The organism is Bacillus sp. BS3(2021) (assembly GCF_021043345.1).
Taxonomy (GTDB): Bacteria; Bacillota; Bacilli; order Bacillales; family Bacillaceae; genus Bacillus; species Bacillus paralicheniformis.
In genome coordinates this window covers 333,708-360,342 of sequence record NZ_JAJNDM010000002.1, presented here as the reverse complement: position 1 = coordinate 360,342, position 26,635 = coordinate 333,708, and the positions used below count along the sequence as shown (strand labels likewise).

General features: G+C 44.4%; 28 protein-coding genes and 1 other annotated feature. Of the genes, 25 read left to right on the top strand and 3 right to left on the bottom strand.

The features are described from left to right. Positions 1-53: 53 nt before the first annotated feature. The 6 genes from LQ247_RS06995 (at position 54) to LQ247_RS06970 (ending at position 6,211) form a co-directional block, all read left to right on the top strand. Positions 54-998 carry an ABC transporter ATP-binding protein gene (locus tag LQ247_RS06995; protein ID WP_025810825.1) on the top strand — a complete coding sequence of 315 codons (945 nt, stop codon included), beginning with the start codon at positions 54-56 and terminating at the stop codon, positions 996-998. After that, positions 992-1,675 (top strand): ABC transporter permease, encoded by a 684-nt coding sequence (locus LQ247_RS06990; protein WP_145929793.1) that lies wholly within the window; start codon positions 992-994, stop codon positions 1,673-1,675. The genes LQ247_RS06995 and LQ247_RS06990 overlap by 7 nt, the downstream gene beginning before the upstream one ends. 15 nt (positions 1,676-1,690) lie before the next feature. Then, positions 1,691-2,389 (top strand): ABC transporter permease, encoded by a 699-nt coding sequence (locus LQ247_RS06985; protein WP_231005801.1) that lies wholly within the window; start codon positions 1,691-1,693, stop codon positions 2,387-2,389. A 96-nt stretch (positions 2,390-2,485) separates the two neighbouring features. Further along, positions 2,486-3,559: a DUF3900 domain-containing protein gene (locus LQ247_RS06980; protein ID WP_020450009.1), complete on the top strand. Its 1,074-nt coding sequence runs from the start codon at positions 2,486-2,488 to the stop codon at positions 3,557-3,559. A 150-nt stretch (positions 3,560-3,709) separates the two neighbouring features. After that, a complete protein-coding gene (locus LQ247_RS06975) occupies positions 3,710-4,882 on the top strand; it encodes a DUF4885 domain-containing protein (RefSeq protein ID WP_035337348.1) in 1,173 nt (390 codons plus the stop codon). Between the two features lie 417 nt (positions 4,883-5,299). Beyond that, the gene (locus tag LQ247_RS06970) at positions 5,300-6,211 is read left to right on the top strand and encodes a macrolide 2'-phosphotransferase (RefSeq protein WP_231005800.1); all 912 of its coding nucleotides are present in this window, start codon (positions 5,300-5,302) and stop codon (positions 6,209-6,211) included. Between the two features lie 34 nt (positions 6,212-6,245). Here the strand turns inward: LQ247_RS06970 and LQ247_RS06965 are convergent, their stop codons facing one another. Next, complete coding sequence (locus LQ247_RS06965) at positions 6,246-6,665, bottom strand: MarR family winged helix-turn-helix transcriptional regulator (RefSeq protein WP_231005798.1); 420 nt, start codon at positions 6,663-6,665, stop codon at positions 6,246-6,248. A 277-nt stretch (positions 6,666-6,942) separates the two neighbouring features. On the opposite strand from LQ247_RS06965, the gene LQ247_RS06960 reads away from it, so the two are divergent. The 16 genes from LQ247_RS06960 to LQ247_RS06885 all read left to right on the top strand — a co-directional run bounded on the left by LQ247_RS06960 (position 6,943) and on the right by LQ247_RS06885 (position 20,777). Next, positions 6,943-8,454, top strand: coding sequence for a class I adenylate-forming enzyme family protein (locus LQ247_RS06960; RefSeq protein ID WP_231005796.1), 1,512 nt, complete (start codon positions 6,943-6,945; stop codon positions 8,452-8,454). 107 nt (positions 8,455-8,561) lie between these two features. Continuing rightward, complete coding sequence (locus LQ247_RS06955) at positions 8,562-9,776, top strand: serpin family protein (protein WP_231005794.1); 1,215 nt, start codon at positions 8,562-8,564, stop codon at positions 9,774-9,776. A gap of 111 nt (positions 9,777-9,887) precedes the next feature. After that, on the top strand, positions 9,888-10,235 hold the full coding sequence (locus tag LQ247_RS06950; protein WP_231005792.1) for a hypothetical protein: 348 nt from the start codon (positions 9,888-9,890) through the stop codon (positions 10,233-10,235). Positions 10,236-10,261: 26 nt separating this feature from the next. Next, the gene (locus LQ247_RS06945) at positions 10,262-11,089 is read left to right on the top strand and encodes a DUF4885 domain-containing protein (protein ID WP_231005790.1); all 828 of its coding nucleotides are present in this window, start codon (positions 10,262-10,264) and stop codon (positions 11,087-11,089) included. A gap of 117 nt (positions 11,090-11,206) precedes the next feature. Continuing rightward, positions 11,207-11,959, top strand: coding sequence for a MerR family transcriptional regulator (locus LQ247_RS06940; protein WP_020450017.1), 753 nt, complete (start codon positions 11,207-11,209; stop codon positions 11,957-11,959). 211 nt (positions 11,960-12,170) lie between these two features. After that, positions 12,171-12,350, top strand: a complete 180-nt coding sequence (locus LQ247_RS06935; RefSeq protein ID WP_146874279.1) for a hypothetical protein — start codon at positions 12,171-12,173, stop codon at positions 12,348-12,350. Between the two features lie 15 nt (positions 12,351-12,365). Further along, positions 12,366-12,713, top strand: coding sequence for a PadR family transcriptional regulator (locus LQ247_RS06930; protein WP_020450018.1), 348 nt, complete (start codon positions 12,366-12,368; stop codon positions 12,711-12,713). Continuing rightward, a complete protein-coding gene (locus tag LQ247_RS06925) occupies positions 12,706-13,221 on the top strand; it encodes a DUF2812 domain-containing protein (protein ID WP_231005789.1) in 516 nt (171 codons plus the stop codon). Before LQ247_RS06930 ends, LQ247_RS06925 begins: the two co-directional genes overlap by 8 nt. Before the next feature lie 58 nt (positions 13,222-13,279). Beyond that, positions 13,280-13,538 (top strand) — a binding site (T-box leader). A 100-nt stretch (positions 13,539-13,638) separates the two neighbouring features. Further along, positions 13,639-13,800 carry an anti-TRAP regulator RtpA gene (locus tag LQ247_RS06920; protein ID WP_020450020.1) on the top strand — a complete coding sequence of 54 codons (162 nt, stop codon included), beginning with the start codon at positions 13,639-13,641 and terminating at the stop codon, positions 13,798-13,800. A 19-nt stretch (positions 13,801-13,819) separates the two neighbouring features. After that, positions 13,820-14,764: a DMT family transporter gene (locus LQ247_RS06915; RefSeq protein WP_216921603.1), complete on the top strand. Its 945-nt coding sequence runs from the start codon at positions 13,820-13,822 to the stop codon at positions 14,762-14,764. 537 nt (positions 14,765-15,301) lie between these two features. Next, positions 15,302-16,369, top strand: coding sequence for a YecA family protein (locus LQ247_RS06910; protein ID WP_231005788.1), 1,068 nt, complete (start codon positions 15,302-15,304; stop codon positions 16,367-16,369). A gap of 120 nt (positions 16,370-16,489) precedes the next feature. Next, on the top strand, positions 16,490-17,206 hold the full coding sequence (locus tag LQ247_RS06905; protein ID WP_020450024.1) for a lantibiotic protection ABC transporter ATP-binding protein: 717 nt from the start codon (positions 16,490-16,492) through the stop codon (positions 17,204-17,206). Beyond that, positions 17,203-17,961: a lantibiotic immunity ABC transporter MutE/EpiE family permease subunit gene (locus LQ247_RS06900; RefSeq protein WP_039073152.1), complete on the top strand. Its 759-nt coding sequence runs from the start codon at positions 17,203-17,205 to the stop codon at positions 17,959-17,961. Before LQ247_RS06905 ends, LQ247_RS06900 begins: the two co-directional genes overlap by 4 nt. 1 nt (position 17,962) lies before the next feature. Then, complete coding sequence (locus LQ247_RS06895) at positions 17,963-18,733, top strand: lantibiotic immunity ABC transporter MutG family permease subunit (protein ID WP_020450026.1); 771 nt, start codon at positions 17,963-17,965, stop codon at positions 18,731-18,733. Positions 18,734-18,753: 20 nt separating this feature from the next. Further along, on the top strand, positions 18,754-19,416 hold the full coding sequence (locus tag LQ247_RS06890) for a response regulator transcription factor (RefSeq protein WP_020450027.1): 663 nt from the start codon (positions 18,754-18,756) through the stop codon (positions 19,414-19,416). After that, positions 19,407-20,777, top strand: coding sequence for a sensor histidine kinase (locus LQ247_RS06885; protein WP_075213797.1), 1,371 nt, complete (start codon positions 19,407-19,409; stop codon positions 20,775-20,777). The genes LQ247_RS06890 and LQ247_RS06885 overlap by 10 nt, the downstream gene beginning before the upstream one ends. A gap of 56 nt (positions 20,778-20,833) precedes the next feature. On the opposite strand, the gene LQ247_RS06880 is transcribed toward LQ247_RS06885, so the two are convergent. Continuing rightward, the gene (locus LQ247_RS06880; protein WP_144498657.1) at positions 20,834-21,733 is read right to left on the bottom strand and encodes a LysR family transcriptional regulator; all 900 of its coding nucleotides are present in this window, start codon (positions 21,731-21,733) and stop codon (positions 20,834-20,836) included. Positions 21,734-21,842: 109 nt separating this feature from the next. Here LQ247_RS06880 and LQ247_RS06875 point away from each other — a divergent pair, with 109 nt between their 5' ends. The 3 genes from LQ247_RS06875 to LQ247_RS06865 all read left to right on the top strand — a co-directional run bounded on the left by LQ247_RS06875 (position 21,843) and on the right by LQ247_RS06865 (position 25,155). Continuing rightward, positions 21,843-22,259, top strand: a complete 417-nt coding sequence (locus LQ247_RS06875; RefSeq protein WP_130569400.1) for a tautomerase family protein — start codon at positions 21,843-21,845, stop codon at positions 22,257-22,259. Then, positions 22,243-22,983, top strand: a complete 741-nt coding sequence (locus tag LQ247_RS06870; protein ID WP_231005787.1) for an SDR family NAD(P)-dependent oxidoreductase — start codon at positions 22,243-22,245, stop codon at positions 22,981-22,983. The genes LQ247_RS06875 and LQ247_RS06870 overlap by 17 nt, the downstream gene beginning before the upstream one ends. 87 nt (positions 22,984-23,070) lie before the next feature. Then, positions 23,071-25,155 carry a class I SAM-dependent methyltransferase gene (locus tag LQ247_RS06865; protein ID WP_231005786.1) on the top strand — a complete coding sequence of 695 codons (2,085 nt, stop codon included), beginning with the start codon at positions 23,071-23,073 and terminating at the stop codon, positions 25,153-25,155. Positions 25,156-25,165: 10 nt separating this feature from the next. Here LQ247_RS06865 and LQ247_RS06860 read toward each other — a convergent pair whose 3' ends face one another. Continuing rightward, a complete protein-coding gene (locus LQ247_RS06860; protein ID WP_020450033.1) occupies positions 25,166-26,242 on the bottom strand; it encodes a DUF4352 domain-containing protein in 1,077 nt (358 codons plus the stop codon). Positions 26,243-26,635 lie beyond the last annotated feature (393 nt).

The following is a 26,635-nucleotide window of genomic DNA, read 5'->3' as shown; positions in this document are numbered from 1 at the left end:
AGCGTCCATCGCTACAATAGACACATAGCAAAGACAGGAAAGGGGAAACAGAGTTGACTTACATCGTACAAACAAGCGGGCTTACCAAGACATTCAAAGGTCAAGAAGTTGTGTCAAATGTAAGCATGCATATACGAAAGGGAGAAATATACGGTTTTCTCGGCCCGAACGGAGCCGGGAAAACGACCGTCATGAAGATGCTGACGAGCCTCGTAAAACCGACAAGCGGGGAAATCAATATTCTCGGGCATAAGCTGACAAATCAATCATACGAGATTCTCGGCAAAATAGGCAGCATGATCGAATACCCGATTTTTTATGAAAATCTGACAGCCAATGAAAATTTAAATCTGCACTGTGAGTATATGGGATATCACAATAAAGCCAAGATTCAGGAAGTGCTGGACATGGTGAATTTAAAAAATATCGACAGCAAACCTGTCAAAACATTCTCGCTTGGTATGAAGCAGCGTCTTGGAATCGCGCGTGCCATTCTTACCAAACCCGACTTGCTCATCTTAGATGAACCGATTAATGGCCTTGATCCCATCGGGATTAAAGAAATCAGAAACTTATTTCAAGTATTGAGCAAAGAATATGGAATGACATTGCTCATCTCAAGCCATATCCTGAACGAAGTAGAGCAGATTGCAGATACAATCGGAGTGATTCGGGACGGCAGGCTAGTTGAAGAAGTATCGATGGAAAGCGTAAGAGGCCGGAACACAGAGTACATTGAACTCGTGACGCCGAATCAATTGCGGGCTTGCTTTGTGCTTGAACATGAGCTTCAGATTGCTAATTTTAAAATACTAAATGATAAAACGATCCGAATTTATGATGCCGAAGCTTCTCAAACAGCCATTTCTAAAGCTCTGATTTTGAATGATATAGAAATTGAGTCCATGAATAAAAAGCATACTTCGCTTGAGGACTACTTCCTCAGTTTAATCAACGGCAATGCGGCCAGCGCACAAGGAGGCGGAGATGCTTGCTGAATTTATTGAAAATCGAAATGAAAAAGATGAAGCTTGGCTGGTATGTACGCGGAGCCGCCTTTGCCAATTTCATCATCCTCGGTTTTCTGTGGATGGTGACCTTCACAGAAGGCAAGGATACGTTCCAAACGATTGATGAAACATTTCTTGTGATCGGCACTTTCGTCAGAGCGGTTTTTATCATTTTCGGAGCCGTGCTGATTTCAAAATTAATCATTTCAGAGTTTAAAAACAAGACAATACTTGTGATGTTTACGTACCCGATCAACCGAAAAAAACTGCTGGCTGCTAAACTGCTGATCGCAGCCGGGCTGACTTTCATTACGATATTGATATCAAATGCATGCGTTGCCGCTGCTTTTTTTCTGCTGAATTCAATCTATGGGGTCATCCCCGGCGAATTAACAGCTTCTATGGTTTCTCAGCAGGCTCTGAAAATGATCGTTTTTGCTTTTGGCGCCGCAGGAACGAGTTTAGTGCCCATCTTTTTCGGAATGCGGAAGCACTCCGCTGTGGCAACGATCATTTCGTCTGTCGTGATCAGCATGTTGATCAGTTCCACAAGCCCGGACTTTTCCATTTCTTCAATTGTTTATATTCCTTTATCTCTGGCCGCTGTCGGTCTGATTTTTTCCTTTTTGGCAGTAAGGCGGATCGAAAAAATAGATGTATTTTAACGGAGTTGAAGTTCAATGCTGAATTTAATTAAATTGGAGTTTAAAAAAACGAAACTAGGGTGGTATTACAAAGGTGCAGTGATTGCAAATCTATGTATACTCGGTTTTTTGTGCCTGATCGGATCGGAGGAAAAAAATCTTACTCAAGACCAAATGGCGATGGCTGACGCGGGATCCACGCTGCTGCTTCTCGGAACTTTTGTAAGGTCTGTGTTTATTGTCTTTGCAGGCGTGCTGATTGCCAAACTGATCATCGGAGAGTATAAAAACAGAACCATCACGGTCATGTTTACATATCCGGTCAGCCGAAAAAAACTGATCGCCGCAAAACTGCTGCTCACCGGCAGATTGACCTTCTTGACAATGATCGTGTCCGAACTGATTCTTGCGTTTATTTTCTCGCAGCTCAATGATGTCTATCAATTCAGCCCGGAAAAACTGACGCTGCAAGCCATTGGAAATGAGATTGGCAGTATGCTCATTTACGCTGCTTCTTCGACAGGGTTGAGTTTTATTCCACTATACTTTGGGATGCGCAAACAATCCGTTCCTGCCACCATTGTGACATCCTGCATTTTGATTGCGCTGATCGGTCAGCAAAGTCCTGGATTCTCAATTGCATCTATTATTTATATTCCTGTTTCATTGGCTGTAATCGGGATTGTTATTGCGTTTTGGTCGATCCGAAAAATTGACCGGGAAGATGTATTATAATGGATCAATTATATAGTGAAGGTGCAAATTGACGGATTCCAGGCATTTACCTATACTTGAAGAACTGAAACAACAAGGAAAACGGGTGAACATGTCATGGAATTTGAAATTCGCTATATTTCTTTTTACGTCATTCAGGTCGACGGCAAGGATGAGCAGGCCAACAAGCAATATAAACATTTTCAGACGCTGGATACAGAGGAATTTGAAACCAGCGAACTGAAGGATTTCTTAGACGGGGAATTGAAAAAAATCGTGAAGCGGAAAGCCGAACGCCATCCGAAATCAGAGCAGGTGCCGACGAAAATCGGCCGCTTCATCACAGAGCCGGGGCATGAGCTTGATTCTAATCCGAACTACAATCTGTTTCACAAAACAAAACTGGCGGAGACAAAGGAAGAATTCAATGAGCTGAGCGAACAGTTCGTCCGCACATACCTCGACACGAGCGCCGTCAGGGGAGGCGTTTTTTTGGTGGCGACAGCCGTACCGCGCAAATACTTCGATGATACATTTGTCTTTGTCATGAAGTGCGACTTTGAACCGAAGGTCGCTTCGATCGCCGATGAATCATCGCTGATCCGCAAGGTCGAAATGGCGATCACGACGAAAAACATGAAATCGATCCAGTATCCGCACATGCCTGAAGAGGGCATGACAGAGGAAAGCGAAGTGAAAATCCACCAGGCCTCGCACGCCCGCTACTTTGAAGACTTCTTAAAATTCGTCGAGTACGGCGAGTCGATGCCGGAAATCATGAAGTCCCAAGTGATGAACATGGTGCAGGAGCATGTGTACGAAGCATTTGAAGACAAAAGCGAAGAACTCCAGCAATTTGAACATGATCTCGAAATCTGGGAAGCGAGCGAAAAGCGGGAGATTCAGGAACGCCTCGACACCCATCAAGTCATCGAAGCCTCCGCCCAGATCGTTGAGCATATGCCTGAGGCAGAGCTGAAAATGAAGCTGGGAGCAACCGAGATTAAAGGACTGCTGGCTGAATTCGGAGATTCGATCCACCTTGCCAAGGTAAACGGGCGCTATGTCGCGCTGATAGAAGCCGAGACGATTTCCTTTGAAAAGGGCAGTTCTCCGGTGGAATTTTATAAACCTGAGGGACTGCATGAGGTGATTGAGCGGATACGGAATAAAAGTGACAGGGAAGATTAGAAATAAGGAAAGGCATCCGTTTTTTCGGATGCCTTTTGATTTTTCATCCAAATTGATGAGGGTGCTATGTAAATTACTGTTTAATAAGGTTAATATAAACATAATCAAGCCGATATAGGGATTATAGAAAGAATTGAGGAGAGGTACCCAATGCGTCTCAATAGTCAATACATCCGTACACAGCTGATGATTCAGAATATGTTGAAAAGGAATGCGGCTGATACAACTGTAAAAAATGTCTCTTCCGATATCACTGCCTTTGCGAAGAAGGCCAGCAGTCAAGCGGGAAGACCATCGAAGGAAAGTTTGAGTAAGCTGAACTACTCAAAGGACAGTATTGTGAATCATGCCGAAGCTTTCAGGCGGGCATACGAAGCAGCAAATGATCAAACTGTGGAAGAAACGAAGATCAATGCCCAAAACCCCTATGAGTCAGAAAGTGATATCAGGAAAAAAATCTTAGATGAAAAATACAGCAAAATCAATGCAATGAACAAAACGAAACCTGATCCTTTAGGCTATATTAAGGATAAATACAAAAATTCCAATTCCCCTTATTTCAGAAATGACCTGTCGGCAGCAGAAAGACAAGCTGCATATGACAATGAAACTGAGTGGCTGTTCAAAGGAAAAGCGCAAAACTATAATATGCAGGATGCCGCGTTTCGAAATGTGAATTTTAATGGGGAAGTAGAGGCGGAGAATGAGAAAATATATCAGCGCAGCCAAGTCAACAAACAGCTTCAAGCGCTGCTGGATCAATATCATATTGCCATTCCTGCGGATACGGCGCTCACCTTTACAATTTCACCGATTGATTATCAAGTAAAAGTGAGCGGAACAGATGATGAGCAGCTCATCCATCAACTTGAACATATATTGCAATCAGGAGAAAACAGCAAACAGTTATTTCTGCATATCATGAAAAGCTTGAGCAGCGATTCAGCCCAATATTCCAAAGAAGCGCAGCAAAAATATCACACGGTTCGCGAGATATATGAGGTGACAGGCTATCACCTGAAGGACTTGGAAGTGGTTGATGGCCGATATGTAACACCTGACGGCCGGGATTTGTTAGATGTGTATAAAGAAGAGCTGGAGAAGGACCCTGTCCAAAAGAAAACGGCTCATTTCGCAATCGCTCATTATGGAGCAGAGCTGAACAGACTTGCAGAAGCCGGATATGATTCTGTTCCGGATTTTATCTTATCTATTGACTACAGCAACGGATCTTTGCGGGATACAGGGCAAAAGAAAAGCTATGGAACCGGGGATACGGCTTGGCTAAGAGAATTAAAGCGCCGAACGGGTGTTAATTATTAGTTAGGCAGGAACATATGGGTTTCCTCTATCAGGTTGATTTTCTTAATAATTGAATTTTGCGTTGCGGGTCACCCTGCCACCTGTTAAAATAAGGATAACTTTAAAGAACGGAGGGATTTCCCAAATGGGATACATCAGATTCCGATTGAACTTTGTCCTCGCTAACTAAATCGTGAACAAAGTCTCTGCCTGTGTGCAGGGTAATCGGGATCAGTCTGCCTGTTTTTAGGGGACCCTTTATGCAATAACAGAGGGAGAGGCGCGGATTCCAGCGCCTCTTTTTTTGCCTTTAAAAATAGCTTATCTGAAGCTTGCCTTCAGTTTATTTGTCATATCTTTTTCCGTTTACTTTCCAGCGCAGGCAGACGACCTGTGCTTTTTTTTATTAAAAACCTTCAGTAAAGGGGAAAATCGTATATGACAAATGTAAATGAACAAATTGAACAAATATTAAAACTTGCGGAAAAACACGGCCTTCGGCTGAAACGAAAGCATGCGGAAATCAACGAGTCCGGCATGGATTTTCAAGTCGTCTTTGCCGAAGATGAAGCAGGCAAGAGATGGGTCTTGAGAAAACCGCGGCGCGACGATGTGATTGAAAGAGCAGTGTATGAAGGGAAAGTGCTGAAGCTGCTGCAAAACCATCTTCCCGCCGCTGTGCCGGATTGGCGCATTCATACTCCCGAACTGATTGCATATCCGGAGCTTCCGGGGGTTCCTGCCGCGGTCATTGACATGGAGATGAAGAATTACGTATGGAACATGGATCATGAGCCTCCGGCTGAAGCCTTTGTCAAGTCATTGGCGAAAACGCTCGCACTATTGCACAGCATTGATCATAAAGCCGCAGAAGAAGCGGGCATGCATGTGATGAATCCGGATGGCGTCAGGCGGTCAAAAGCAGAGCAGATGGAACAGATCAAAAGAGAGCTCGGGGTCAGCGGCGAGCTCTGGGAAAGATGGCAAAAGTGGCTGTCCGACGACTCGTATTGGCCTGAACATACTGCGTTTATCCACGGCGACTTGCATCCCCCGCATATTTTAATTGACCAGCATCAGAGCATAACTGGGCTGTTGGATTGGACGGAAGCGAAAATCGCCGACCCGGCAAAAGACTTTCTTTTATACGAGACGATTTTAGGAGAAGCCGAAACCGCCCGGCTCATCTCTTATTATGAAAAAGATGGGGGACGGGTCTGGCCGCGGATGAAAGAGCATATTACAGAATTGCAGGCCGCCTACGGCATCGAAATCGGCATGTTCGCCCTGCAGACAAAACAAGAAGAGCACTTGAAGATGGCGCTGGACGCGCTTGGAGTCAGACAATAAAAAAAGGGCTGTCGATTTCGATCGACGGCCCGTTTCACATCATAATTTTTTCAATCATAGCAAAAAAAACCTTTTTTTCTTCCTTTGACAATTTGCCGAAGAGCTTGTCGATCAAGGCCTGGCGGTTTTCCACCATTTGTGCGGCGATCCTCGTGCCTTCTTGCGACAGTTCGATCCAGACGGTGCGCCGGTCATCGTTATTTCTCGATCTGATCACAAAGCCCTCTTTCTCCAAATGGTTCAGAGCTGTTGTCGTTGCTGATGGAGACAGGGCGACCTCCTGTAAAATCTCCTTTATCGTACATGTTCCGTGTCTGTAAATGATACGCAAAATAAACCCTTTGCCGCTCGTGATACTTTTCGGAATCGTTTCTTCGTCCAATTTCTTTGAAGACCGCAAATATTTCGTGAAAGCATGATCCAATAGATTCGCTTCAATCCGATGGTGATTCATGAAGGTTTCCTCATTTCCGACATCGTGTAGTAGATCAGCAATTTTATGCTGGTCAAACAAACATAGGTCTATTTTATCATAAGCGAATGCTCCGCAAAAAACGATTTTATGAATTTTAACATGAGTCATTTAATTTCTTTTGTTATCAATTCATAAAGATAATAATTCTATTATGAAATAGTTTTACAATGGATATATTTTGTTTTAGAATGAATTTGTGCGTCACATAATCTCACCAGGTTTTGTGAGAAACAATGAAAATTTGGAGATGAAAATTTTGAGTACACTTCAGCAATTAATCAATCATCATATGGAAACGTCAGATGGGTTGGAAGCATTGTCCGGAGGAGATCGAACGTTTACGTTCAAAGCGTATCATCAACGGGTGAACCAGCTGGCTCATTATCTGCTGGAGGAGGGTGTTCAAAAAGGAGACCACATCGCGGTTTTATGTAAAAATAATCATCATTTTCCCGTCATTTTGCTGGCGTCTCTTAAAATCGGGGCGACAGTCGTGCCGTTAAGCTGGCAGCTGACAGCGTATGAATTAAAAGGAATCTTGAACAACTGCCGGCCGAAGGTGATGTTTTATGACTTGGAATTTGCCGATATACTAACGCCGCTCCGCGAACAGCTTCAGTTCTGCCTGATGATTGAAGCGGGTGCGGGAATGAACACGACTGAACAGTTTGAGAGCCTATTTAAAAACAGGCCGCTGGAGGTGGAGGCCGACCAGGTGACCGAGCATGATTTGGCTTTAATGCTGTTCACCTCGGGCACGACCGGAAATCCGAAAGGCTGTATGGTCAACCACGGCAGTCTGGCCGCATACTTGACAGAGGTGAACGTGAAATCGAAACAGCTGAAAGGCATGCGCTTTTTAGCGAGCCATCCGCTTTATCATATGAGCTCGCTCAACCATGTTTTTCAGGCGGCTTTTGAAGGAATTGGGCTTCATTTCTTATGGGACCCCGAACCGTTTGAAATCCTGCAGGAGATCGAGAAGAAACGCATTCATATGATGATGGCGTTTCCTTCCGTCTACACTTACATGCTGGAGGAAATGAAAAGACATCCATTCGACCTGTCGTCTGTGAAAATGCTTGTCTCCGGCGGCACCAAGGTGCCGGCGCGGCTGATTAAGGAGTACAATGACATGGGAATCCTGATGGTGCAGGGGTATGGCAGCACAGAAGCATGGACGGTCAGCGTATGGCGGCCTGACATGGGCTGGGATAAAGTCAATTCAGCCGGCAAGCCGATTCCGCAAGTCAGCATAAAAATCGAAGACCCTGATACACATGAAGAGCTGCCAAGGGGCGAAGTCGGAGAAGTCGTCGTCAAAAGCCCGTATGTTTTTGAAGGGTATTACCAAAATCCTTCCGCCACGCAAAAGGTGCTGAAAGACGGCTGGTTTTATATGGGGGACTCCGGCAAACTTGATGAAGACGGATTTTTATATATTACCGGCCGGTATAAAGACGTCATTGTCTACGGAGGCGACAACATTTATCCTGACCAGGTGGAGGAGATCATCGATCAAGTGCCCGGAGTCGTCGAATCGGCCGTCATCGGCGTCCCGGATGAAATGTACGGGGAAGTTCCGAGGGCGTATGTGGTGAAAAACGAAAGCTCCGGCCTTAAGAAGGAGGACATTATCGCGTATTGCAAAGAGCGCCTGTCCGACTATAAAATTCCTGAAATCGTTTTTACCGACAGCCTTCCGAAAAACAGGCTCGGCAAAATCGTCAAAAAAGATTTGCGCGAACTGGCTGTTAAAGGACAGTGAGCGCAGTAACAGAAAGCTTATCCAGCATTGGATAAGCTTTTTTTGCTGCCGTTTTTTGTAACGTTTTCCAATGCTAAACCCACTACAACAGTAGGAGGTGTTGACAATTGAAATCGAAATGGAGTGCGATGGTGATATGTACCGGTCTTTTATTGTTGGCCGGATGCGGAGTGCACAAGGAGGCCGATCCCCCGCCCGTCAGATCCGCGCAAAAAACGGACGCCTCGTTATCTGAAGCTGAACAGCGGTTTGCGCTCGCATTGTTTCAAGACATGATAAAAGAGGAAGGAAGCCGGAAAAACATCTTCCTCTCGCCTTACAGTATTCACCAGGCACTTGTGATGACGGCAAACGGTGCCGCGGGAGACAGCAGAAAGGAACTGCTCGGCACTTTAAACCTCAACCAGACGGATATGACATCGATCAACAGGATGTCACGATCTGTGAATCGTTCGCTAGAAACGCTGCCTCACGGCGAATTTTCATCGGCCAATTCGATATGGTCCAAAAGGGAGCTGAAAGAAAGCTTTCAAGACGCGATCAAAGGCCTTGGCGACGCCTATCAGCTTCATGATGATCCAAATCGGGCAGCAGAAGAAATCAACGGCTGGGTCAAAAAGAAAACGAAAGACCGCATTGATCAGATCGTTGACAAAGTCTCGTCGAATACGATTGCCTACATCATCAATGCCGTCTATTTTAGAGAAAGCTGGAAGCATCCATTTGATCCTCACATGACAGCGGAACAGCCATTTTATTCTGCGGACGGCTCCGCAAAAAAACACCCCATGATGACGCAGACTAACCGCTTTCCTTATCTGGAAAACAAACATTTTCAAGCCGTCAAGCTTCCTTTTCAAGACGAAGGTCTGTCATTGGCTGTTTTTCTGCCGAAAAAAGCGGCAAATCTTGAACAGCTTCTGGCTGGCATGACGTATGATCAATGGCGCGCCTTGCATAAGGGCTGGACGATGAAACAGGTGGAGCTCAAGCTGCCGCGCTTCTCATTTCAAACAGACTACATGTTAAATGAACCGCTTAAACGGCTTGGAATGAAAACCGTGTTTAGCAGCGCGGATTTTTCAAATATGTTTTCTGGACAGGGGGCCGCTCAAATTAATAAAGTCAGACATAAAACATTTATCAAAGTGGATGAAGCGGGTACCGAAGCATCCGCGGCAACGGCGGTTGAGATCATCGAATCAGCTCCCGTCCCTGAAGTGACGATGACTGCAGACCACCCGTTTTATTTCGCGATTGTTGATGAAACATCCGGAATGAACCTTTTTGTGGGCAGTGTGGCAGAGCCGTCGGATGGGTAAACTTGGAAAAATTATATTATTTTATAAAATATTCATTAAACTTCCAATTCAATTACCGATATTAGGAAGGGAGTTCCTTTATGGTGATGAATAAACGGGAGGCAAGGACAAATGAAAAAAAGTTTGTTTCTTTTCATGTTCAGTGTGTTTTTGATGGCGATTCCAGCATTTTCGGCTTCGGCAAATGTTTACGAAGATGAGTATGAACCCAACAATTCTTTCGCTGAGGCTTATGATTTAGGATTGTGGAAATACAAGACGATTTCGGCGACGATTCACAGCGAAAGCGATAAAGATTATTACAAATTTTACGCGACAAAGGGAGAACAGCTTGCCATTCACCTAAAGAACATCCCGGCAAATACAGACTATGATCTTTACTTATTTAAAGATGCTTACGGCTATTCTGCAGTAGGATCTTCTGAAAGAACGGGAAACCAAAATGAAATCATCCGCTGAATGTAATTGGCATGAAAGGAGCTCCCATGAATATTAGAGACAGGGTAAAACTTTCGCTTTATTCCGAGCAGCTGATGAAGCCTGCCGCCGCGGAGATGCCGGCCGAGAATAGAGGTTCCAAGAGAATGGCCGGCAGCCAAACAGACACCCTCTCCATCAGCAAACAGGCTGAAGCGGCTCAAAAAAATGCACCGTCATTACGATCACAAATGAACGGCGTTCAATTTGAGATCTATAATCTTTATGTGGACAGGCAGCGTTTGAACAGCCAGATCGATGAGACGCTGCGCGAGAGCGGAATTTCTCTTTCCGAGAGTGAACATCTGACATTGCATGTAGACGGAAATAACCGGATTATAGTTGAAGGCATCGAAGATGAACAAAAAAGAACCCGGATCGAAGCCGTTTTAAATAACAGTGATAAACGGTTTGGCGCCCGTCTGTTGAGCCATGCGGAACTGATCGGTGAACAAAATGGAACGCCGCTGGATAAAGAAGCTTATGAAAAATGGCATGTGAATGAGTTTTTGAAAACGATTGCCGGTCTGTCTTTGGCTGATGTCAGTTTGGATGAAAAAGGAGAGCTTGAAGGCGGAAATGAGAGGCTCATCAGAGTGATTGAATCTGCTAAAGACCCGAAAAGCGACTTGGAGAAGAGCTTTCAAAACATGCTGAAGAAGCTGAAGAATGTTCTGGCGAAAGGGCCGGACACCATTGCGGACAGATCGGCTTCTTTCGGATATGCCGGCGGAACGCTCATCGATCTCAATGTATCAAAAGGATTCTCCGCGGACCAGCTGAACGAGTGGCTGGATGATCCGTTTCTTAAAGAAGTCTTGCTGAACAATTCTTAAAAGACCTGGCAAAGCAATTTTGCCGGGTTTTTTGTTTGTATAAAAAAATTTCAAATTTCGCATTGACCCTCACGTTGCGGGATACTTTATAGTCAATATCGAAGGGAGGTCAGATAAATGAAAATGAAAGTAAAGGAAGTGGCCGACTTAGTCGGCATCAGTGTGCGCACACTGCATCATTATGATGAAATCGGATTATTAGCTCCGTCGGAGACGACCGAAGCCGGGTATCGGCTGTATTCAGATGACGATCTGGAAAAGCTGCAGCAAATCCTGTTTTTCAGAGAGCTTGACTTCCCTTTAAAAAAGATTAAAAGCATTCTTGAGAACCCTTCATTTGACAGGAATGAGGCGCTTCAGCTCCATCGCAAAGCGCTGCTGGAGAAAAGAAGCCGGCTTGACCAAATGATTGCGACAATCGATAAAACGATCCAATTCGCGAAAGGAGAAATCAACATGACAAACGAGGAAAAATTCGCGGGATTTGATTTCAGTCAAAACCCGTATGAGGAAGAAGCGCGGGAACGCTGGGGCGATGAAGCCGTCGACAGATCGAAGGCCTATATCGAATCCATGCCCGAAGGTGAACGGAAAAAGATGGAACAGCAATATGATGCCATTTACAGAAAAATCGCCGCCCTCAGAAAAGGCGCCTCAGACTCAGAGGAAGCACAGGCGGCTATAAAGGAATGGTACGACTTTCTGAACAATAACACCGGCCACAGCTATTCGCTCGAAGCTTTCAAAGGTCTGGGACAAATGTATGTCGCTGACGAGCGCTTTACGAAAAACATTGATCAATACGGCGCCGGCTTGGCGAAGTTCATGTGCGACGCCATGACGGTGTTTGCTGACAGGAATAAGGAATAATCGCCGGAAACCGCCTGATAAGGTCGTGAAATGACCTTTTAGGCGGTTTTTTTAATTTTAATGTGAGCTATTCCTTTTGGGCAATAGCCTGTGCTCACTTATTTGATTTGCAGGGTAAATGCTGTGTTTGATTTGTGTCGAATCTTCTAATATGTTATTATATCGTCAGTCGATATATCGTAAGGCGATGTAAAATAAGGAGGCGAATGATTTGAATACACACTTTACCGGGATGTTATTTGTTTTGAGCGGAATTTTTTTATTAAATTTAGCGATTTTATCAGGAATAAACGGTGTATTGTGGGGACTAGCTCTTGGCGGCAGCATCATTTTCAATCTAATAGGTGTTGTACTGCTCATGAGATATATAAATGAAAAACGCCATACTTAAAATGAGGTGCGAAAAGTGAAGAAAAAAACGGCGGAAAGCTATTTACCGCTTACGCAGGCTACGTATTACATATTATTGTCATTAACTCAACCATTACATGGCTACGGCATTATGCAAAGAGTTGAGAGCATGAGTGAGGGTGAGGTCAAACTAGGGCCTGGCACTCTTTATGGTGCATTAAGCAAACTCGAAAAGCAGGGGCTGATTAGAAAGGAAGGCGAATCCGGCGATAATCGGCGAAAGCAGTATATTTTAACGAATGAAGGATGGCAGGTGATTGAACTCGAATTTAAACGCCTATCCAAATTAGTGGCGATCAGTCAATCTATTTTTCAAAAAGAGGGAGATACAAGTCATGAGTAAAAAAAGAAAGCGTAAATTCCGTTTTTTTCTTGCTTGGCAAGACCGGAAGGAGGAGAACTGGCTGAATGAAATGGCAAAACAGGGGTGGATGTTAAAGTCCTTCTTTTTATTTATCTATATATTTGAAAAGACAAAACCAAGCAATACATTATATCGGCTCGACTATAAGACAACATCAAACCTGGATCAGGAAGAATATATTCATATATACGAGGATGCAGGCTGGAAGCATGTGACACAGTTTTTAAATTGGCACTACTTTGCGGCTGATCCCAGTCAAGTTCAAACAAATGCGATTTATACAGACCGCGAATCTGAAGCAGAAAAATATAATGGCTTACTAAAAGTGCTGTATGCTGCATTTGCCAGTGTATTTCTCAGCTTGGGACTACCGCTTCTCGTCATAGGCATCCCTGGATATTTTTATTGGATAGCAGCATTCAATCTCCTTGTTTTGTGTCTGTTGACCGTGTGTATATTAAAGGTTCGTAAAAAAACAAGAATTTAATGCTGATTGACACATGCTAATTTTCAGAGTAATATATTTTTTACAAATCATGTACGGTTAAACGATATTGAGGAAGAGCAAGTACGTGTCAGAGCATGGGTTTAAGAGAGTCGGTGGCTGGTGTGAACCGATGCCCTTCTGACGCCGAATGGGCTTCTGAATCGCTTCGCTGAAACGGACAGTAGGCGGGGCCGGGATAGTTCTCTCCGTTATCAAGAGAAGCGTATCGAAAGGGCTGACTGTTCCCTTTCCGTATGTTCCAAGCGAATCGTTGATGCGATTAATAAAGGTGGTACCGCGAGACCCTCGTCCTTTTGTGACGGGGGTTTTTTGTATTTTTAAGGAGGTGGTGGCCATGGAGGAAGGCTGGCCGGAGTGGCCGCATCATGTTAAACGGAAACGGAGGTGTGATGGTAAATGGTGATTGCAACGGACGATTTGGAAACGACATGTCCAAATTGCAATGGAAGCGGAAGAGAAGAGCCGGAGCCTTGTCCAAAATGTTTGGGAAAAGGTGTGATTTTGACGGCCCAGGGAAGCACATTGCTCCATTTTATAAAAAAACATATCCACGAATAAAAAGGACGGGTGATACGAGTTGAGTCGAGCAGAGAAGAGTACAGCTGAGCAGAGCGGCCATATTCAAAGCGGCGTTCGAAAAGCGGCCGGGGTCGTTTTTATGGTCTTTGGGACGATGTGTTTTGCTTCAAAATCCATTTTTGTCAAATGGGCTTATGAACAAGGTGCACAGCCGGAAGCGGTGCTGTTGTACCGGCAATTATTTGCGGCGCCGCTGTTTTGGTTGATTTTTGTTGTGTATCGTTCAAAGCTTCCGGCTAAACCAGAAAAAGCGGAGATTTTTAAAGCTTATGCGGCCGGATTGCTTTGTTTTTTTCTGTCGCCATTGCTTGATTTTATCGGCCTTCATGATGTTTCGGCAATCGTTGAACGGATGATTGTGATGAGCTATCCCATGTTCGTATTGATCATCACTGCCTTTGTAAATAAAAAAATGATCTCGGGTCAAACGTTTGCTGCCATCTTGCTTGTGAATGCCGGGCTGTTCTTGGCTGTCGGCGGATGGGATGTGCAAGCATTTGAAGCGAACCTGTCAGGAGCTTTTTTGATCTTATTGTCCGCTGTCGCCTATGCGGTTTATCTTGTTGTGGCGGGAGGCCTTGTCCGTCAAATCGGCGGGATTCGGATGAATGCCTATGGAATGTCGGCGGCAAGTCTTGCGATGGCCGGTTATGCGCTGTTTCGCGCAACAGGAAAACAGCCGGGAATCCTGCTTTCTTATCCTCCCGCAATGTATGGTTTTTTTATGATCATTGCAGCGGTGACGACGGTCATTCCTTTTTTATTCATGCTGGAAGGCATGAAGCGGATAGGAGCGGAGCGGGGAGCCGTCATTTCTATGATCGGCCCCGTTCTTACCATCTTCGGAGGTGTTTTGTTTTTAAACGAACGTTTAACATCCATTCAGTGGCTGGGGTGCTTCCTTGTGCTCCTGACCATCAGTCTGCTGGAATACCGGAAATAGAAAAAGGGATTCATATCCCTTTTTCTATGCACTTAAATACATAAAGATCGCTTACTCAGTGTCGCCTGTTTTCATGACCCATGAGACGAAGTAGCGCACGAAAGCCTGCCATAGCTTCATCCGTCGGCCTGTATCATCAGTCTAAAAAGTGCTTTTCCAATGTGCATCGGAGCTTTGTCAGCGGCATCAAAAGCGGATACAAAACGTATACCAGCAGTGCTGTTGCACCGACCTCAGGAGATCCGTCTCCAAATCAATGCGGATGAAAAGTGTAATCCGACCGCCAATACGCAATCGATCAACCATGCACCCGCTCTAACCCAAAAACCAGCGTATTGCAAAATGTATAACACCCTCTGTCATAAATGGATGATAAAAACGCAGAACTAACCATTTTATAGTCTTTTTTTCTATTTGACCCCTTTTATAAAATTTTACTTTTCAGCTAAATCATACTGATTTTCATTATCGGATTTCCCCCTCCTGAAAGTTTTGATAAAATAAATAAGTTGTAGTATAAGATACGGAGGTTTAAACGTGGGAAAAGTAAAGAGAAATATGCCTTGCCCCTGCGGCAGCGGGCTGAAATATAAAAAATGCTGCGGCAAAGCGGAGGGAGCGTTTCCGGCTGTCGCGGTGCAGGAATTGAAACAAATCCAGAAAGACGTCATGGAATTTGCTTTTACGGAACATAAAGACACAATCGATCAATTTCTTAATCAGTATTCTTTTCTGTCAGACTTGGATCAGTCTGCACAAAAGATATGTGTTTTTAATCTGGGCGTGTGGGGAGTATTTTCCCGGCCGTTGGCAGACGGAGGATTGACGATTTTCGAAGACTTTTTACAGAAAAAGGGTTCTTCGATTCTCAGATCGCAGACTAAGGAAGCCGTTCAATCGTGGAAAGACCTCTCCCCTGCGCTGCTGCGTGTGAAACATATAACAGATGGCGGCATTCGCTTTGAGGATGCTGTAACAAATGAAGAGCTCACTATAAGGATGAATGTGAAGCGGGAAGGGCCTTTTGTAGGCGAGTACGTGCTCGGCTTTCCGATCAAGATCGGAAGCCATACCGAGTTCTTCTTACAATTCACCATCTATCCTGCAAAAATGGCGGATGCTCTCAAAGACAGGTTAAACGATGCTTTAAGCCGTTTCACAGAAGAAGGCGGAACAAAAGAACAGCTGATGAGAGATGATTTTCATCATGTGTTAATGCAACTTTGCCGTCAGGAAGAGAGTGCACCGTCTGAACAAGGGTCGGAAGACATCGAATGGGCCAATGAGATGGAGAAAGAAACAGCACTTGTCTTTGAGAAAGGTATGCTTGACGAAGGACATTCTGAGCCATTTGTCTCCTGGGCGGTCGGCCTTTGGAAATCGTATTGTGTTAAAAAAGCGCCGGTCATCAAGAAAACAGAAGCCTTTGCAGCTGCTTTGGAGTATTTTATTAATACGATCTCCAAATCGGAAAAATCGTTATCCCAGGCGAAGCTTGCAAAAAAATACGGTGTCAGCGCTTCGACCGTATCGAATCGTTTTAAAGATATTGAAGCCGTCCTGCAGGACGAACTGGATCATCATCTTGAGCTTATGCCTTCTTAAGGCAAAGGCCGCTAAACCTTTCGGGGAACCGGAAGGTTTTTTGCGTTTGATTCTGATTAAATCTTGAGAAAGGTATTTTAAGATATCGGTACCGATCAGATCAAACAAGGAGAGATTAAGATGAGTACAATTCTATTGGAAACAAGGCATCTTCAAAAAAAGTTTGGAAGGTCGCAAGCGGTCTCAGACGTCTCACTGTCAGTTAAAAAGAACAGTATTTACGGATTGCTTGGACCGAATGGAGCAGGAAAATCAACGACTTTAAAACTTTTAACCGGAATCTTAAACCCGACTGCCGGGGACATTTTGGTTGAGGGGCGGAAATGGAAAAGGTCTGTATTAAAAGACATCGGTTCTTTAATAGAATCCCCGCCTCTGTATGATAATTTAACAGCCTACGAGAATGCCAAGGTGCATGCCACATTATTGGGTCTTCCTGATGCGAGAATAACAGAGGTGCTTAAAACTGTTGATATGCATCATGCCGGAAAGAAAAAAGCGGGGCAGTTTTCTATGGGAATGAGGCAGAGGCTGGGGATCGCCATCGCTCTTTTAAATCGCCCTAAATTACTCATACTTGATGAGCCTACGAACGGTCTCGACCCGATCGGTATACAAGAGTTAAGGGAACTCATCAGGTCATTTCCAAAGCAAGGGATGACGGTCATCTTATCAAGCCACATTCTGTCGGAAGTCGAGCAGATCGCAGACCATATCGGGATTATCAGCGGAGGATACCTCGGATATCAGGGGAAAATCAATAAGGGGGACGATCTCGAGCGGCTTTTTATGGATGTTGTCAAATCAACGCGGGGGAAAGAAGGCGGAGAACAATGATCGGATATTATGCAAAAGCGGAAAACCTGAAGTTTAAAAGAACATTTTCGAGAAAGATGATCTTCATTGTGCCTTTGATTAATATTTGCTTCGCCTTTTTAATGAATCCGGGATTCTTTGTAGCAGGTACGTATAATTGGTGGTCTGTCATCTTGATGCCGGTCATGATCGCTTTGCTTTGTGCATTATCACACCAGAAAGAAATGAAAGCGTCGAATTATAACGGCATTTTTTCTTCTCCCGTACATTTACATATGATCTGGTCTGCAAAAATAAGCGTCATCGCGCTCTATTCTTTAGCGTCTCAAGCTGTTTTTTTAGGGTTCATGGTTGTGATGCAGTTTGTCATTCCTCAATTTTCGAGCATTCATTTGACAGTCATTGCAGCGAATCTGCTGCTTTGGCTTACGACACTGTGGGAGATCCCCATCTGTTTATGGATAGCGCGAAAATTTGGGTTTATATCTGCCGTTTTGTTCAATATGCTGGGCAGTATCGTGTTGGGCATCATGTCGGCATCAAGTCCTTTTTGGTGGCTGAATCCGTGGAGCTGGCCGATCAGGGTCATGTGTCCGACAATTGGCATCCATCCCAACGGTGTGCCTCTTGAAAATGGCGATCCTTTAACAAGCTGGGCAGTCGTTCCTCCGGCTGTTGTTCTATCTATTGTTTTATTTGCTATTTTGGCTCGTCTGACCAGGCGGTCTTTTTCCCCTGCCGTTGATCGCAAATCGATAAAACGGGAGGCGGTTTGATTTGTTGCTATTTTTCAGATGCCTTGCGGCTGATTTTCAAAAAACAAAGCGCACATCTTTTATTTGGCTTCACTTGACCGTTCCGGTTATCTGTGCGAGTGTTTTTCTGCTTTATTTCTATAACAGAGATCATGATCCATATCAATTATACCGCACGTATTTTGAGGCAATTGCGATTGCCCTGCCGCTTCTGATTGGAATAGTGTGCGGAATGACGGCTTCATTAGAGGAGCGGGCAGGCCGTTTTCAAGTGCTGTTGGGCGGCACGGCGCCCAAATTAACGGCTTATTTAAGCAAAGTCACACTGCTTCTGTTCATGAACTTGTGTGCGGTATTCTTGGCTATTGGACTCTATGTATTGGGGCTCAAAGTTCTATTTCATGTGCCGAACCTGACAATCGCCCTTTTTTTAGAGGCTGGGGCATGGCTGGCAGCCGGAAGTGTCACACTTTATTTCATTTATTTTCTGATCAGCTGCATATTTGGAATGGGGGCTTCGATTTTAATAGGCGGGGCAGGTCTTTTGATGACAGCACTGATGAATACGGGATTGGGCGATGTCATTTGGAAATATAATCCCTGGGCATGGGGAATCAGGCTGACAGGGTATAAGGGGATTGACCGATTTGTCCAAATTGATTCGTCTCTGCGTTCTGTTCTAGACGGGGAAATCAAGCAGGGGGCTTTCATCATGGTGTTTGCTATAATAGCTGTATTCGCTCTAAGCATCGTTTGGTTTATCCGCTGGGAAGGAAGAAAAGCTTATGAATAATGAAAAAGGGTGGTCAGCAAGTGGCGAACATTTTGGCAGTAGATGATGAGAAAGATATTCTTGTACTCATACAAAATATTTTGCGCCGCGATCAGCATCAAGTTCATACATTGAGTCAAGTTAACGCCGAATCTCTCGACGTGTTTTCAGGGTATGATTTAATTTTGCTTGATGTGATGATGCCGGGGATGGACGGATTTGAATTATGCGAGAAAATCCGGCCGCTGGTAGATTGTCCGATCCTGTTTCTCACCGCTAAGACGGAGGAAGAGGCCATCGTTAAGGGCCTCCTGACTGGAGGAGACGACTATATTTCAAAACCCTTCGGCGTTCTTGAGCTCAGTGCGAGAGTAAATGCACACTTGAGAAGGGAAAAAAGAGAGAAACACGAAACTAAACGTGTGATTTCCGGTTTTTTATTTCACTTTGACAGCAAAGAAGTATTTATTCATGATCAAAAGCTGAATTTAACAAAAAATGAATTTAAAATATGTGAGCTGTTGGCTCAGCATAAAGGACGAACTTTTACACGAGAAGAAATTTATGATTATGTATACGGGCTGGAAGGCAATGCATTATACTCCACGATAACCGAATTTATCCGCACGATCCGAAAAAAATGCAAAGAACACGAAAGAGATCCGATCAAAACGGTATGGGGCGTAGGGTACAGATGGGAATAATCCGTAAAAAAAAGACGCTGCGCAGAGAACTGATCAAATATATGCTCACTTTGAGTTTCAGCCTGATCGCGATCACGGCTGTATATGTTTTGATCAATATGATCGGAATGAATGCAGGGCTGTTTTATCCTGCCAATTACAATGAAATCGAAGCTGAAAAGCTTAAGCCCAAGCTTCAATCGGCTGAACGGATAACGGAAGACATGATACCTGATACGATGCTGTATGCCATATTGGATAAAAAGTCGAAACAAAAGACAGCGGGAAATATGAAAGAAACGAATCTTTCAATTGTACGGAAAAAAATTGAGAGCAGGCCGTATGTCACCTTAAGTCAAAAAGGCTATATGATCATCGAACGCAAAGACGAGTATTGTGTGTTGGAGTATCCTTTGCGCGCTGAGTTTCGGTCTCCCCTGCTGAGACGGTTTCTCCCGAACTATGAGCTGACAAGCTTATGCATCATCATTCTGCTTCTAATTACGGTTGTTTTTGCGGTAACAACCCGATTTGCAAACAGGTTAAAAGATCATTTTCAAACATTAAACACCATCGCTGAGCAAATTAAAAAACAAAATTTAAATTTCACTCCGGAGTTTTCGAATATTAAGGAATTTGATCATGTGATCAGTTCCCTGATAGACATGAGGAATGCCCTTCAAGCCTCCCTCCGCGCGCAGTGGCACTTAGAGAAAACGAAAAAAGAACAGATCGGCGCATTGGCTCATGACATTAAAATTCCAATGACCATTATTAAAGGTAATGCGGAATTGCTGAGCTTATCACCGCAAAATCAAGAGCAGTCGGAATATATCAGATACATACTTGATGCGGGACAAAAAATCGGCCAGTACATTGACCAATTAATCCATTTGTCAAAAACGGAGGAAGCATTAAATATCGATTATAGAGAAAGTGCTGTGAAACCGTTAGTCGAAAGTGTTCTCAATGACACTGAAGCATACATAGGGAACAAATCGGTTGACATTGTGCTGAAGGAACAGAACCTTGAAGATAAAAAAGCACTGTTGGACAAACAGCTGCTTCATCGAGCGTTGATGAACATCATGACGAACGCTGCAGATCATACACCAGAAGGCGGGAGAATCGATTTTGAAGCTGTGTGTACGGATGATCAATTGATTTTCACAATCACTGACAGCGGAAAAGGATTTTCTCAAGAAGGCCTGCAGAAAGCTGCCGAGCTTTTCTATATGGAAGATAAAAGCCGGACATCGAATGGGCATTACGGTATGGGACTTACCTTTGCGCTTCGTGTTGTCAAGCTTCATCAAGGCGATTTATCGATTAAAAACGGTGAAGCGGGGGGCGGACAGGTGCAAGTAACCATCCCCCTCTGAGACCAGATCATCATCATTCAATGTCCCATTATGTCATAATCCCAAACCTTCCGACATCAGCCGGAAGGTTTTTTCGGTTCTCCCAGTTCCTGTTTCAAATATTGGTAAAGCTTTGCGTCCGCTTGTTTCAGCGGGAAAGACGCGGTTTTGCAAAGGATGCCGAAGGTTACGCTGATCGGGTCATCGCCGATAAACCGGACAATCGTTCCGGGAGGAGGAGGGGAGACGATGCTTTTCGGAATCAGGGCAACGCCGAGTCCAGCGGCAACATAATTTTTCAAAGCGGTCATGCTTCCAATCTCCATCGTGTTCATTTGGCTTCCCGGCAGCTCTTGAAACGCGATTTCGACTTTCTTCCGGTAGGTGCAATTGTTGGCTGTGATCAGTAGACGGTGCTCCCTAAGATCTTTCAGATGGATGTGTTCATTGTTTCCGGCGGGGTGTCCTTCAGGAAGCAGCACTACGAGCTCTTCAGCATATAGCGGTTCAAAATAAAGATCAGTTCCCATTGCCGGAGTCGAACAGACGGCAAGGTCCAGGCTGCCTTGAACCAGCCGTTCCCCCAATGTCGATGAGTTGGCGATATCTACGGAAACCCGGATCTTCGGATAATCCGCTAAAAACCTCTCCAACATCCGCGGCAAATCACAGCTCGCGATTGGTTCGACCGCTCCCAGACGGATATTTCCCGCTTCGCCAAGCAATAAGTCGGCCATATGATGTTGAAGGTGATCCATATTCTTGACAATATGGCTGCTTTCTTCAAAAAAAAGCCTGCCGGCTTCAGTCAGTCGGAATGTTTTCCCCCGCTCGAGCAATCGGATGCCGAGGTCTTCTTCGAGCTTTTTGATTTGCATTGTGACAGTGGACTGCGCATAATTCAGTTCTTCAGCCGCGCGGTTAAAGCTTCCGCAAGCCACGATTTTATGAAACGTCTTTAACGTTTTGAAATCCATCCCATCACCTCAAGTTCAATAAAATTGAATGAATCCTTCAAATGATTCAATTATACAAAATGATATAACCGTTATACACTATTAAACAATACAAAGGAGGAATAAATATATGCCATTTGTCAGGATGGATCTTTTAAAAGGAAGATCAAAAGAAGAGCTTCGCCGGATCAGCAGAACGGTTCACAAGGCGATGACGGAGACGATCGATGTTCCGGAAGATGATTATTTTCAGGTCATCACCCAGCACGATGAGGAAGAATTCTTTTTCGATCCCGGCTATATGAATATCGAACGGACGAAGGATTTGATCTATATTCACATCACAATGAAAGAGAGACCGGTCGAAAAAAAGCTGGCGCTGTATCAACGCATTGCAGAATGTTTACAAAAAAACGCCGGCATCCGCCAAGAGGACGTCATGATCATTGCGGCCGAAAACGTGAAAGAGAACTGGTCGTTTGGGAATGGAACAGCACAGCTTGCATCAGTTGAAAAGGGAGTGATGAAAAATGGAAATGAAAAATAAAACAGCCCTTGTCACAGGAGGCGGCACTGGGATCGGCAGAGCGGTATCGCTCGCTTTGGCAAACCGCGGCGCAGCGGTTATTGTCAACTTTTCGCGTTCCGAAGCGGAGGCTGAAGAGACGGTTGGGATGATTGAAAATCAAGGCGGCCGCGCGCTCGCGATTAAAGCCGATGTTTCTAAGGTCAATGAAGTTCAAGGCATGTTTGATCGGGCGGCCCGTGAGTTCGGCACCGTCGATCTGCTCGTCAACAATGCAAGCATCACCAGGCATATCGAGCTTGATGACTTGGATGGAGCTTCTGAAGAAGTCTGGGATGAACTGTATGCGGTAAATGTCAAAGGGATGTTTTATTGCGCGAGAGCGGCGGCATCTTTAATGAAGCAAAATAAGCAAGGCGCCATCGTAAATGTCGGCAGCATCGCCGGACTGACGGGCTCAGGTTCTTCGCTCCCCTATGCCGTATCAAAAGCGGCGGTCCACGGACTGACGAAATCATTGGCGCATGCGCTCGCTCCGGATATCAGGGTCAGCTGTGTGGCACCTGGCGCTGTATCGACGAGATGGTGGGAGGGGAATGAAGAGAAAATGAAGCGGCTCAGCCAAAAGCTCCCGCTTGAACGGATCGCAAAGCCGGAAGATATCGCCTTGCTCATTTGCGCGCTGCTCGAACAAGAAACGGTTACTGGTCAAATCTTAACGGCGGACTGCGGCCAAACATTATAGCGGTTATAAGTCTATTATCCTATTTCTATATGAAACCATTTACCTTATGATTAGTCATATCGAAATAGAAAAAAGAGGGAAGAACGTATGAGGCGTTTACAATCGTTAGAAGCCATTGAAAAAGTGAAAAGCGGGGATTATCATGTTTTGCGTGATGCCGAATGGCTCAAGTATCTTGTTTTAACTGAAGAACAAAATGTCAATCTGGAGCGGATATCTTCGCTGGAGAACATGCCTCAGAATCCCGTGTTTCTTTATGTGGAACAGACGCTCTCCATCTTGGAGAAAGCGGACATTCCTGAGCGGGAAAAAGAAATCATTGAAGAGGTTCTCATATGGAGTGAAACGGCTAAGTGCGGTCAGCCTCATAAAAGAAAGGAATGGCGTGAGAAAGGCTTTCAGCTTGCGATCCATAATATCGGGTCGGCGCAGATTTATGCTGATCGAAGACAGGCGTATATGCCGGAGCGGCAGGATATTGAGGAACTCATCTATATTTTGATTTTGACGCATGGACTCGTCGGGCAGTATATCCGCGGGGAATCAAGGTATCGCCAATTCACTCCTCTTATCGATTGGATTGAAGCATCGGAACTTCAGCACATCGACATCAGGCGGGTTCTGTACGTTCTGAACAAATGTATCATTGAAGGGGTTTCGCCGGCACTTTGGGAATCGATTGAACAAGACGTGAACCGGATAATCGGCCAAATCTGCACAGGAGAAAGAAACAAAGGTTGGCCGTTTGCGGAAAGGATCAGAAAACTGCGGGGACAGGCGCTCGATTCCGGCGAAGACAGCAGCCGGTACGAGCGGTTTTTGAGGGAACATGCGGCGGAAGATGCGCTGAGACGCTTCTTTCAGCGGATCGATTTATGGTATGTGGAATCCGCCTTGTCATCGTTCAGTTTTGAAGAGTTTGTCAAAATCTTTTTGCTAGTGCTTCGTTCTGTCAATCCTTTATCAGTCAAGCATATCAGCTTTGAGCCGCTGATGAAGGACATGTACCGTGATTACCAGGGTGTGCGTCATACGAATGTTTATAAAAAACGGATTATCGAAGCGTGCTTAAAAGAGATGTCGATCAGCGATTTGCTTTTCGGCGGGGTGCCTGTAAATGAACACGTTTCGCTTGCTGTTCAGCCGTTTGATCAGGCTTCCGAGATTGTCGGCGTCACGTTTTCGTTTTCGCAGGCCGGACTGAAGCTGATTGAATTTTGCCAGGAAGCGGAGAAATCGGCTTTATATGAACGGGCGATCGTGCTGCTTTATGATTTTTTTGAGTTTCGCAAGGATTCGTTTGACCGGCTGCAAAATGAAGCGGCTTATCTGTCTGACATGAACGGTGCGGAAGATTATAAAAAGAAGATTGCCGATTATGCAGTTGGAGAAAGAATGCTCGACATCGGAGCCGGAGGCGGCGTGATGCTTGATTTGCTGACGGACCAGCATCCTGAAGCAGAGGTCATCGGCATCGACCTTTCCGTTAATGTCATTGAGGAGCTCCAAAAAAGAAAAGTGCGCGAACATAAGCCGTGGCATGTGAAACAGGCTGATGCGTTGGATCTTCCTGAGTACTTCGAACAGGAAAGCGTCGACACGATTGTATTTTCATCGATATTGCACGAATTGTTTTCATACATTCCGTATGAAGGAAAACGATTTAATCATCTCGTCATTGCCCAAGCGTTAAAAAGTTCCTTTGATATTCTGAAGCGGGGAGGCAGAATCATCATCAGGGACGGAATCATGACCGAAAACAAAGAGGAAACGCGGCGGATTCGCTTTAAAAACCCGGATGGAATGGATTTCTTGAAACGGTATATCCATGATTTTAAAGGGAGAAAGGTGCAAATTCTTGAGGCTGAAAAGGATGCGGCCGTACTGTTTGTGAATGACGCGATGGAATTCCTCTATACATATACTTGGGGAGAAGAAGCCTATCCGCACGAAGTGCAGGAGCAGTTCGGCTATTTTACGCCGACTGAATTCCGGCGCTGTATTGAGAAAGAGTTGGGAGAACGCGCGAACATTCTTGTGTTCGAACACTATGTACAGGAAGGGTATGAAGAACACCTTAACCCTAAAATCGAGCTGACAGACCGGCTCGGCCGACGCGTGCCGCTGCCGGACAGCACTTGTTTTATTGTAATTGAAAAAAAGCACCACTAGGGTGCTTTTTTTAGTTGTTGCTTTTAAGGAAGCTTGAGAAGTATTGTTCGGTCTTGTAATTATCAGCATCCATTTTCCATTTGTCATTTTTTGATTTTTCAAGCTTAACTTCAACTGTTTTCTCACTTGAAGTCGCCTGTGCTTTTTTGATTTCTTCACTCATGATGTCAATCGCAGGATTGATCAATTCATCTCTGGACATGAAGTTTTTGCCGCTGTCTTTCACATAGTCTTCCAGTCTTTTCTTCACTTTCTTTTGGACATCCGTATTATCGATTGGTGTAACGGTTGCCTCAACAGTTGCTTCATCGCCTGAAATTGATTTTGTAACTGCTTTGACTTGAGATTTTTCTTGATAAGCGTTTTGGATGGCGCTGATCAGTTTATTCAATTTCTTTTTATCGACATCTTCTTCATCATAATATCCTAAAGAGCGAACGATTGATTTTTGAGCGCCCTCAAGGTAATCGGTAACGACTTCACGTTTATTTTCGTCGACCAGTTTATCAAAGTTATCATTATCTTTGCCGAAAATCGTTACATCTGTGTAAGCCAGCAAAGCTTTTGCCGGATCTTCAAGTTTTTTGGCTGTTTTCAGCAAATCGTCGCTGCCGCCGTCGATCTCAAATTTGACAGGATCGGCTTTGTTTTCACCGTACATGTCAGGTGTGTATTCAAGCTGAAACTTTTTGCCCTTTTCAACGATGTAATAGATATTTCCGTCGACTTCCTTGTCAGAATTCAGCGTGGAAGAACGAAGTCTCTTGTTTCTTTCATCATATACGCTGACGTCCGACATTTTTGAGTCGCCTTCGTAAAGGCTGAATTGGCTTTTATCAACCATCAATGGTTCTTTTCCTGTATTTTTAACGGAAACATTGATCTTTAGTATAAGTTCATTTTCGTGCAGGTTTGTTGATGAATCATCCGGAAGCGTATATTCGGAGCTTAGTATTTTAACTTCTGCATTATCTGCTTTTTTCGTATCTTCTTTCTCTCCGCTCGCACTTTTGCTGCCTCCGCAGGCTGTTGACACGACTGCTACAATCATCAAAAGCATCATTAGAAAAAACTTTTTACTTCGCATGGTCTGTCTCCTTTTTTATTATTATTTTTTCAATGTTATGTAAATGAAAAGAATGAGGTGGTTAGGGTAAAAAGGCCCTTCATCGGGACAAATCTTACTCAAGTCCCGGTCATTTCATTTATCTAACAGTGAAAATTTGATTATAATTCTTCCTTTTTCCTTAGTTTCTTTAAAAAAACAGAAACAACATCACTCATTTTAAGGTTTGAAGAATCAATAATAAATAGGTGTTAAATACTAATTTTGGTCAATGTTTTGCAAGATTAGGCATGTTTTCAAACTTTGGGTAGTATGAATAGACTAAAACTAATGACTTACATAACGGTGCATTTAATTGAGATTGATCCATTTTCCACCTTAGCCATGACAAGGCAGAACAGGTGAAAAATATAA

Excerpts from the sequence above, each read along its gene's own strand:
- LQ247_RS06975 (WP_035337348.1), top strand. The coding sequence starts at position 3,710 with ATGCGTCTCAATAGTCAATACATCCGTACACAGCTGATGATTCAGAAT.
- LQ247_RS06945 (WP_231005790.1), top strand. The coding sequence starts at position 10,262 with ATGAATATTAGAGACAGGGTAAAACTTTCGCTTTATTCCGAGCAGCTG.
- LQ247_RS06950 (WP_231005792.1), top strand. The coding sequence starts at position 9,888 with ATGAAAAAAAGTTTGTTTCTTTTCATGTTCAGTGTGTTTTTGATGGCG.
- LQ247_RS06860 (WP_020450033.1), bottom strand. The coding sequence starts at position 26,242 with ATGCGAAGTAAAAAGTTTTTTCTAATGATGCTTTTGATGATTGTAGCA.
- LQ247_RS06865 (WP_231005786.1), top strand. The coding sequence starts at position 23,071 with ATGAGGCGTTTACAATCGTTAGAAGCCATTGAAAAAGTGAAAAGCGGG.
- LQ247_RS06900 (WP_039073152.1), top strand. The coding sequence starts at position 17,203 with ATGATCGGATATTATGCAAAAGCGGAAAACCTGAAGTTTAAAAGAACA.
- LQ247_RS06870 (WP_231005787.1), top strand. The coding sequence starts at position 22,243 with ATGGAAATGAAAAATAAAACAGCCCTTGTCACAGGAGGCGGCACTGGG.
- LQ247_RS06980 (WP_020450009.1), top strand. The coding sequence starts at position 2,486 with ATGGAATTTGAAATTCGCTATATTTCTTTTTACGTCATTCAGGTCGAC.
- LQ247_RS06905 (WP_020450024.1), top strand. The coding sequence starts at position 16,490 with ATGAGTACAATTCTATTGGAAACAAGGCATCTTCAAAAAAAGTTTGGA.
- LQ247_RS06985 (WP_231005801.1), top strand. The coding sequence starts at position 1,691 with ATGCTGAATTTAATTAAATTGGAGTTTAAAAAAACGAAACTAGGGTGG.
- LQ247_RS06965 (WP_231005798.1), bottom strand. The coding sequence starts at position 6,665 with ATGAATCACCATCGGATTGAAGCGAATCTATTGGATCATGCTTTCACG.
- LQ247_RS06920 (WP_020450020.1), top strand. The coding sequence starts at position 13,639 with ATGGTGATTGCAACGGACGATTTGGAAACGACATGTCCAAATTGCAAT.
- LQ247_RS06880 (WP_144498657.1), bottom strand. The coding sequence starts at position 21,733 with ATGGATTTCAAAACGTTAAAGACGTTTCATAAAATCGTGGCTTGCGGA.
- LQ247_RS06925 (WP_231005789.1), top strand. The coding sequence starts at position 12,706 with ATGAGTAAAAAAAGAAAGCGTAAATTCCGTTTTTTTCTTGCTTGGCAA.
- LQ247_RS06940 (WP_020450017.1), top strand. The coding sequence starts at position 11,207 with ATGAAAATGAAAGTAAAGGAAGTGGCCGACTTAGTCGGCATCAGTGTG.
- LQ247_RS06970 (WP_231005800.1), top strand. The coding sequence starts at position 5,300 with ATGACAAATGTAAATGAACAAATTGAACAAATATTAAAACTTGCGGAA.
- LQ247_RS06885 (WP_075213797.1), top strand. The coding sequence starts at position 19,407 with ATGGGAATAATCCGTAAAAAAAAGACGCTGCGCAGAGAACTGATCAAA.
- LQ247_RS06875 (WP_130569400.1), top strand. The coding sequence starts at position 21,843 with ATGCCATTTGTCAGGATGGATCTTTTAAAAGGAAGATCAAAAGAAGAG.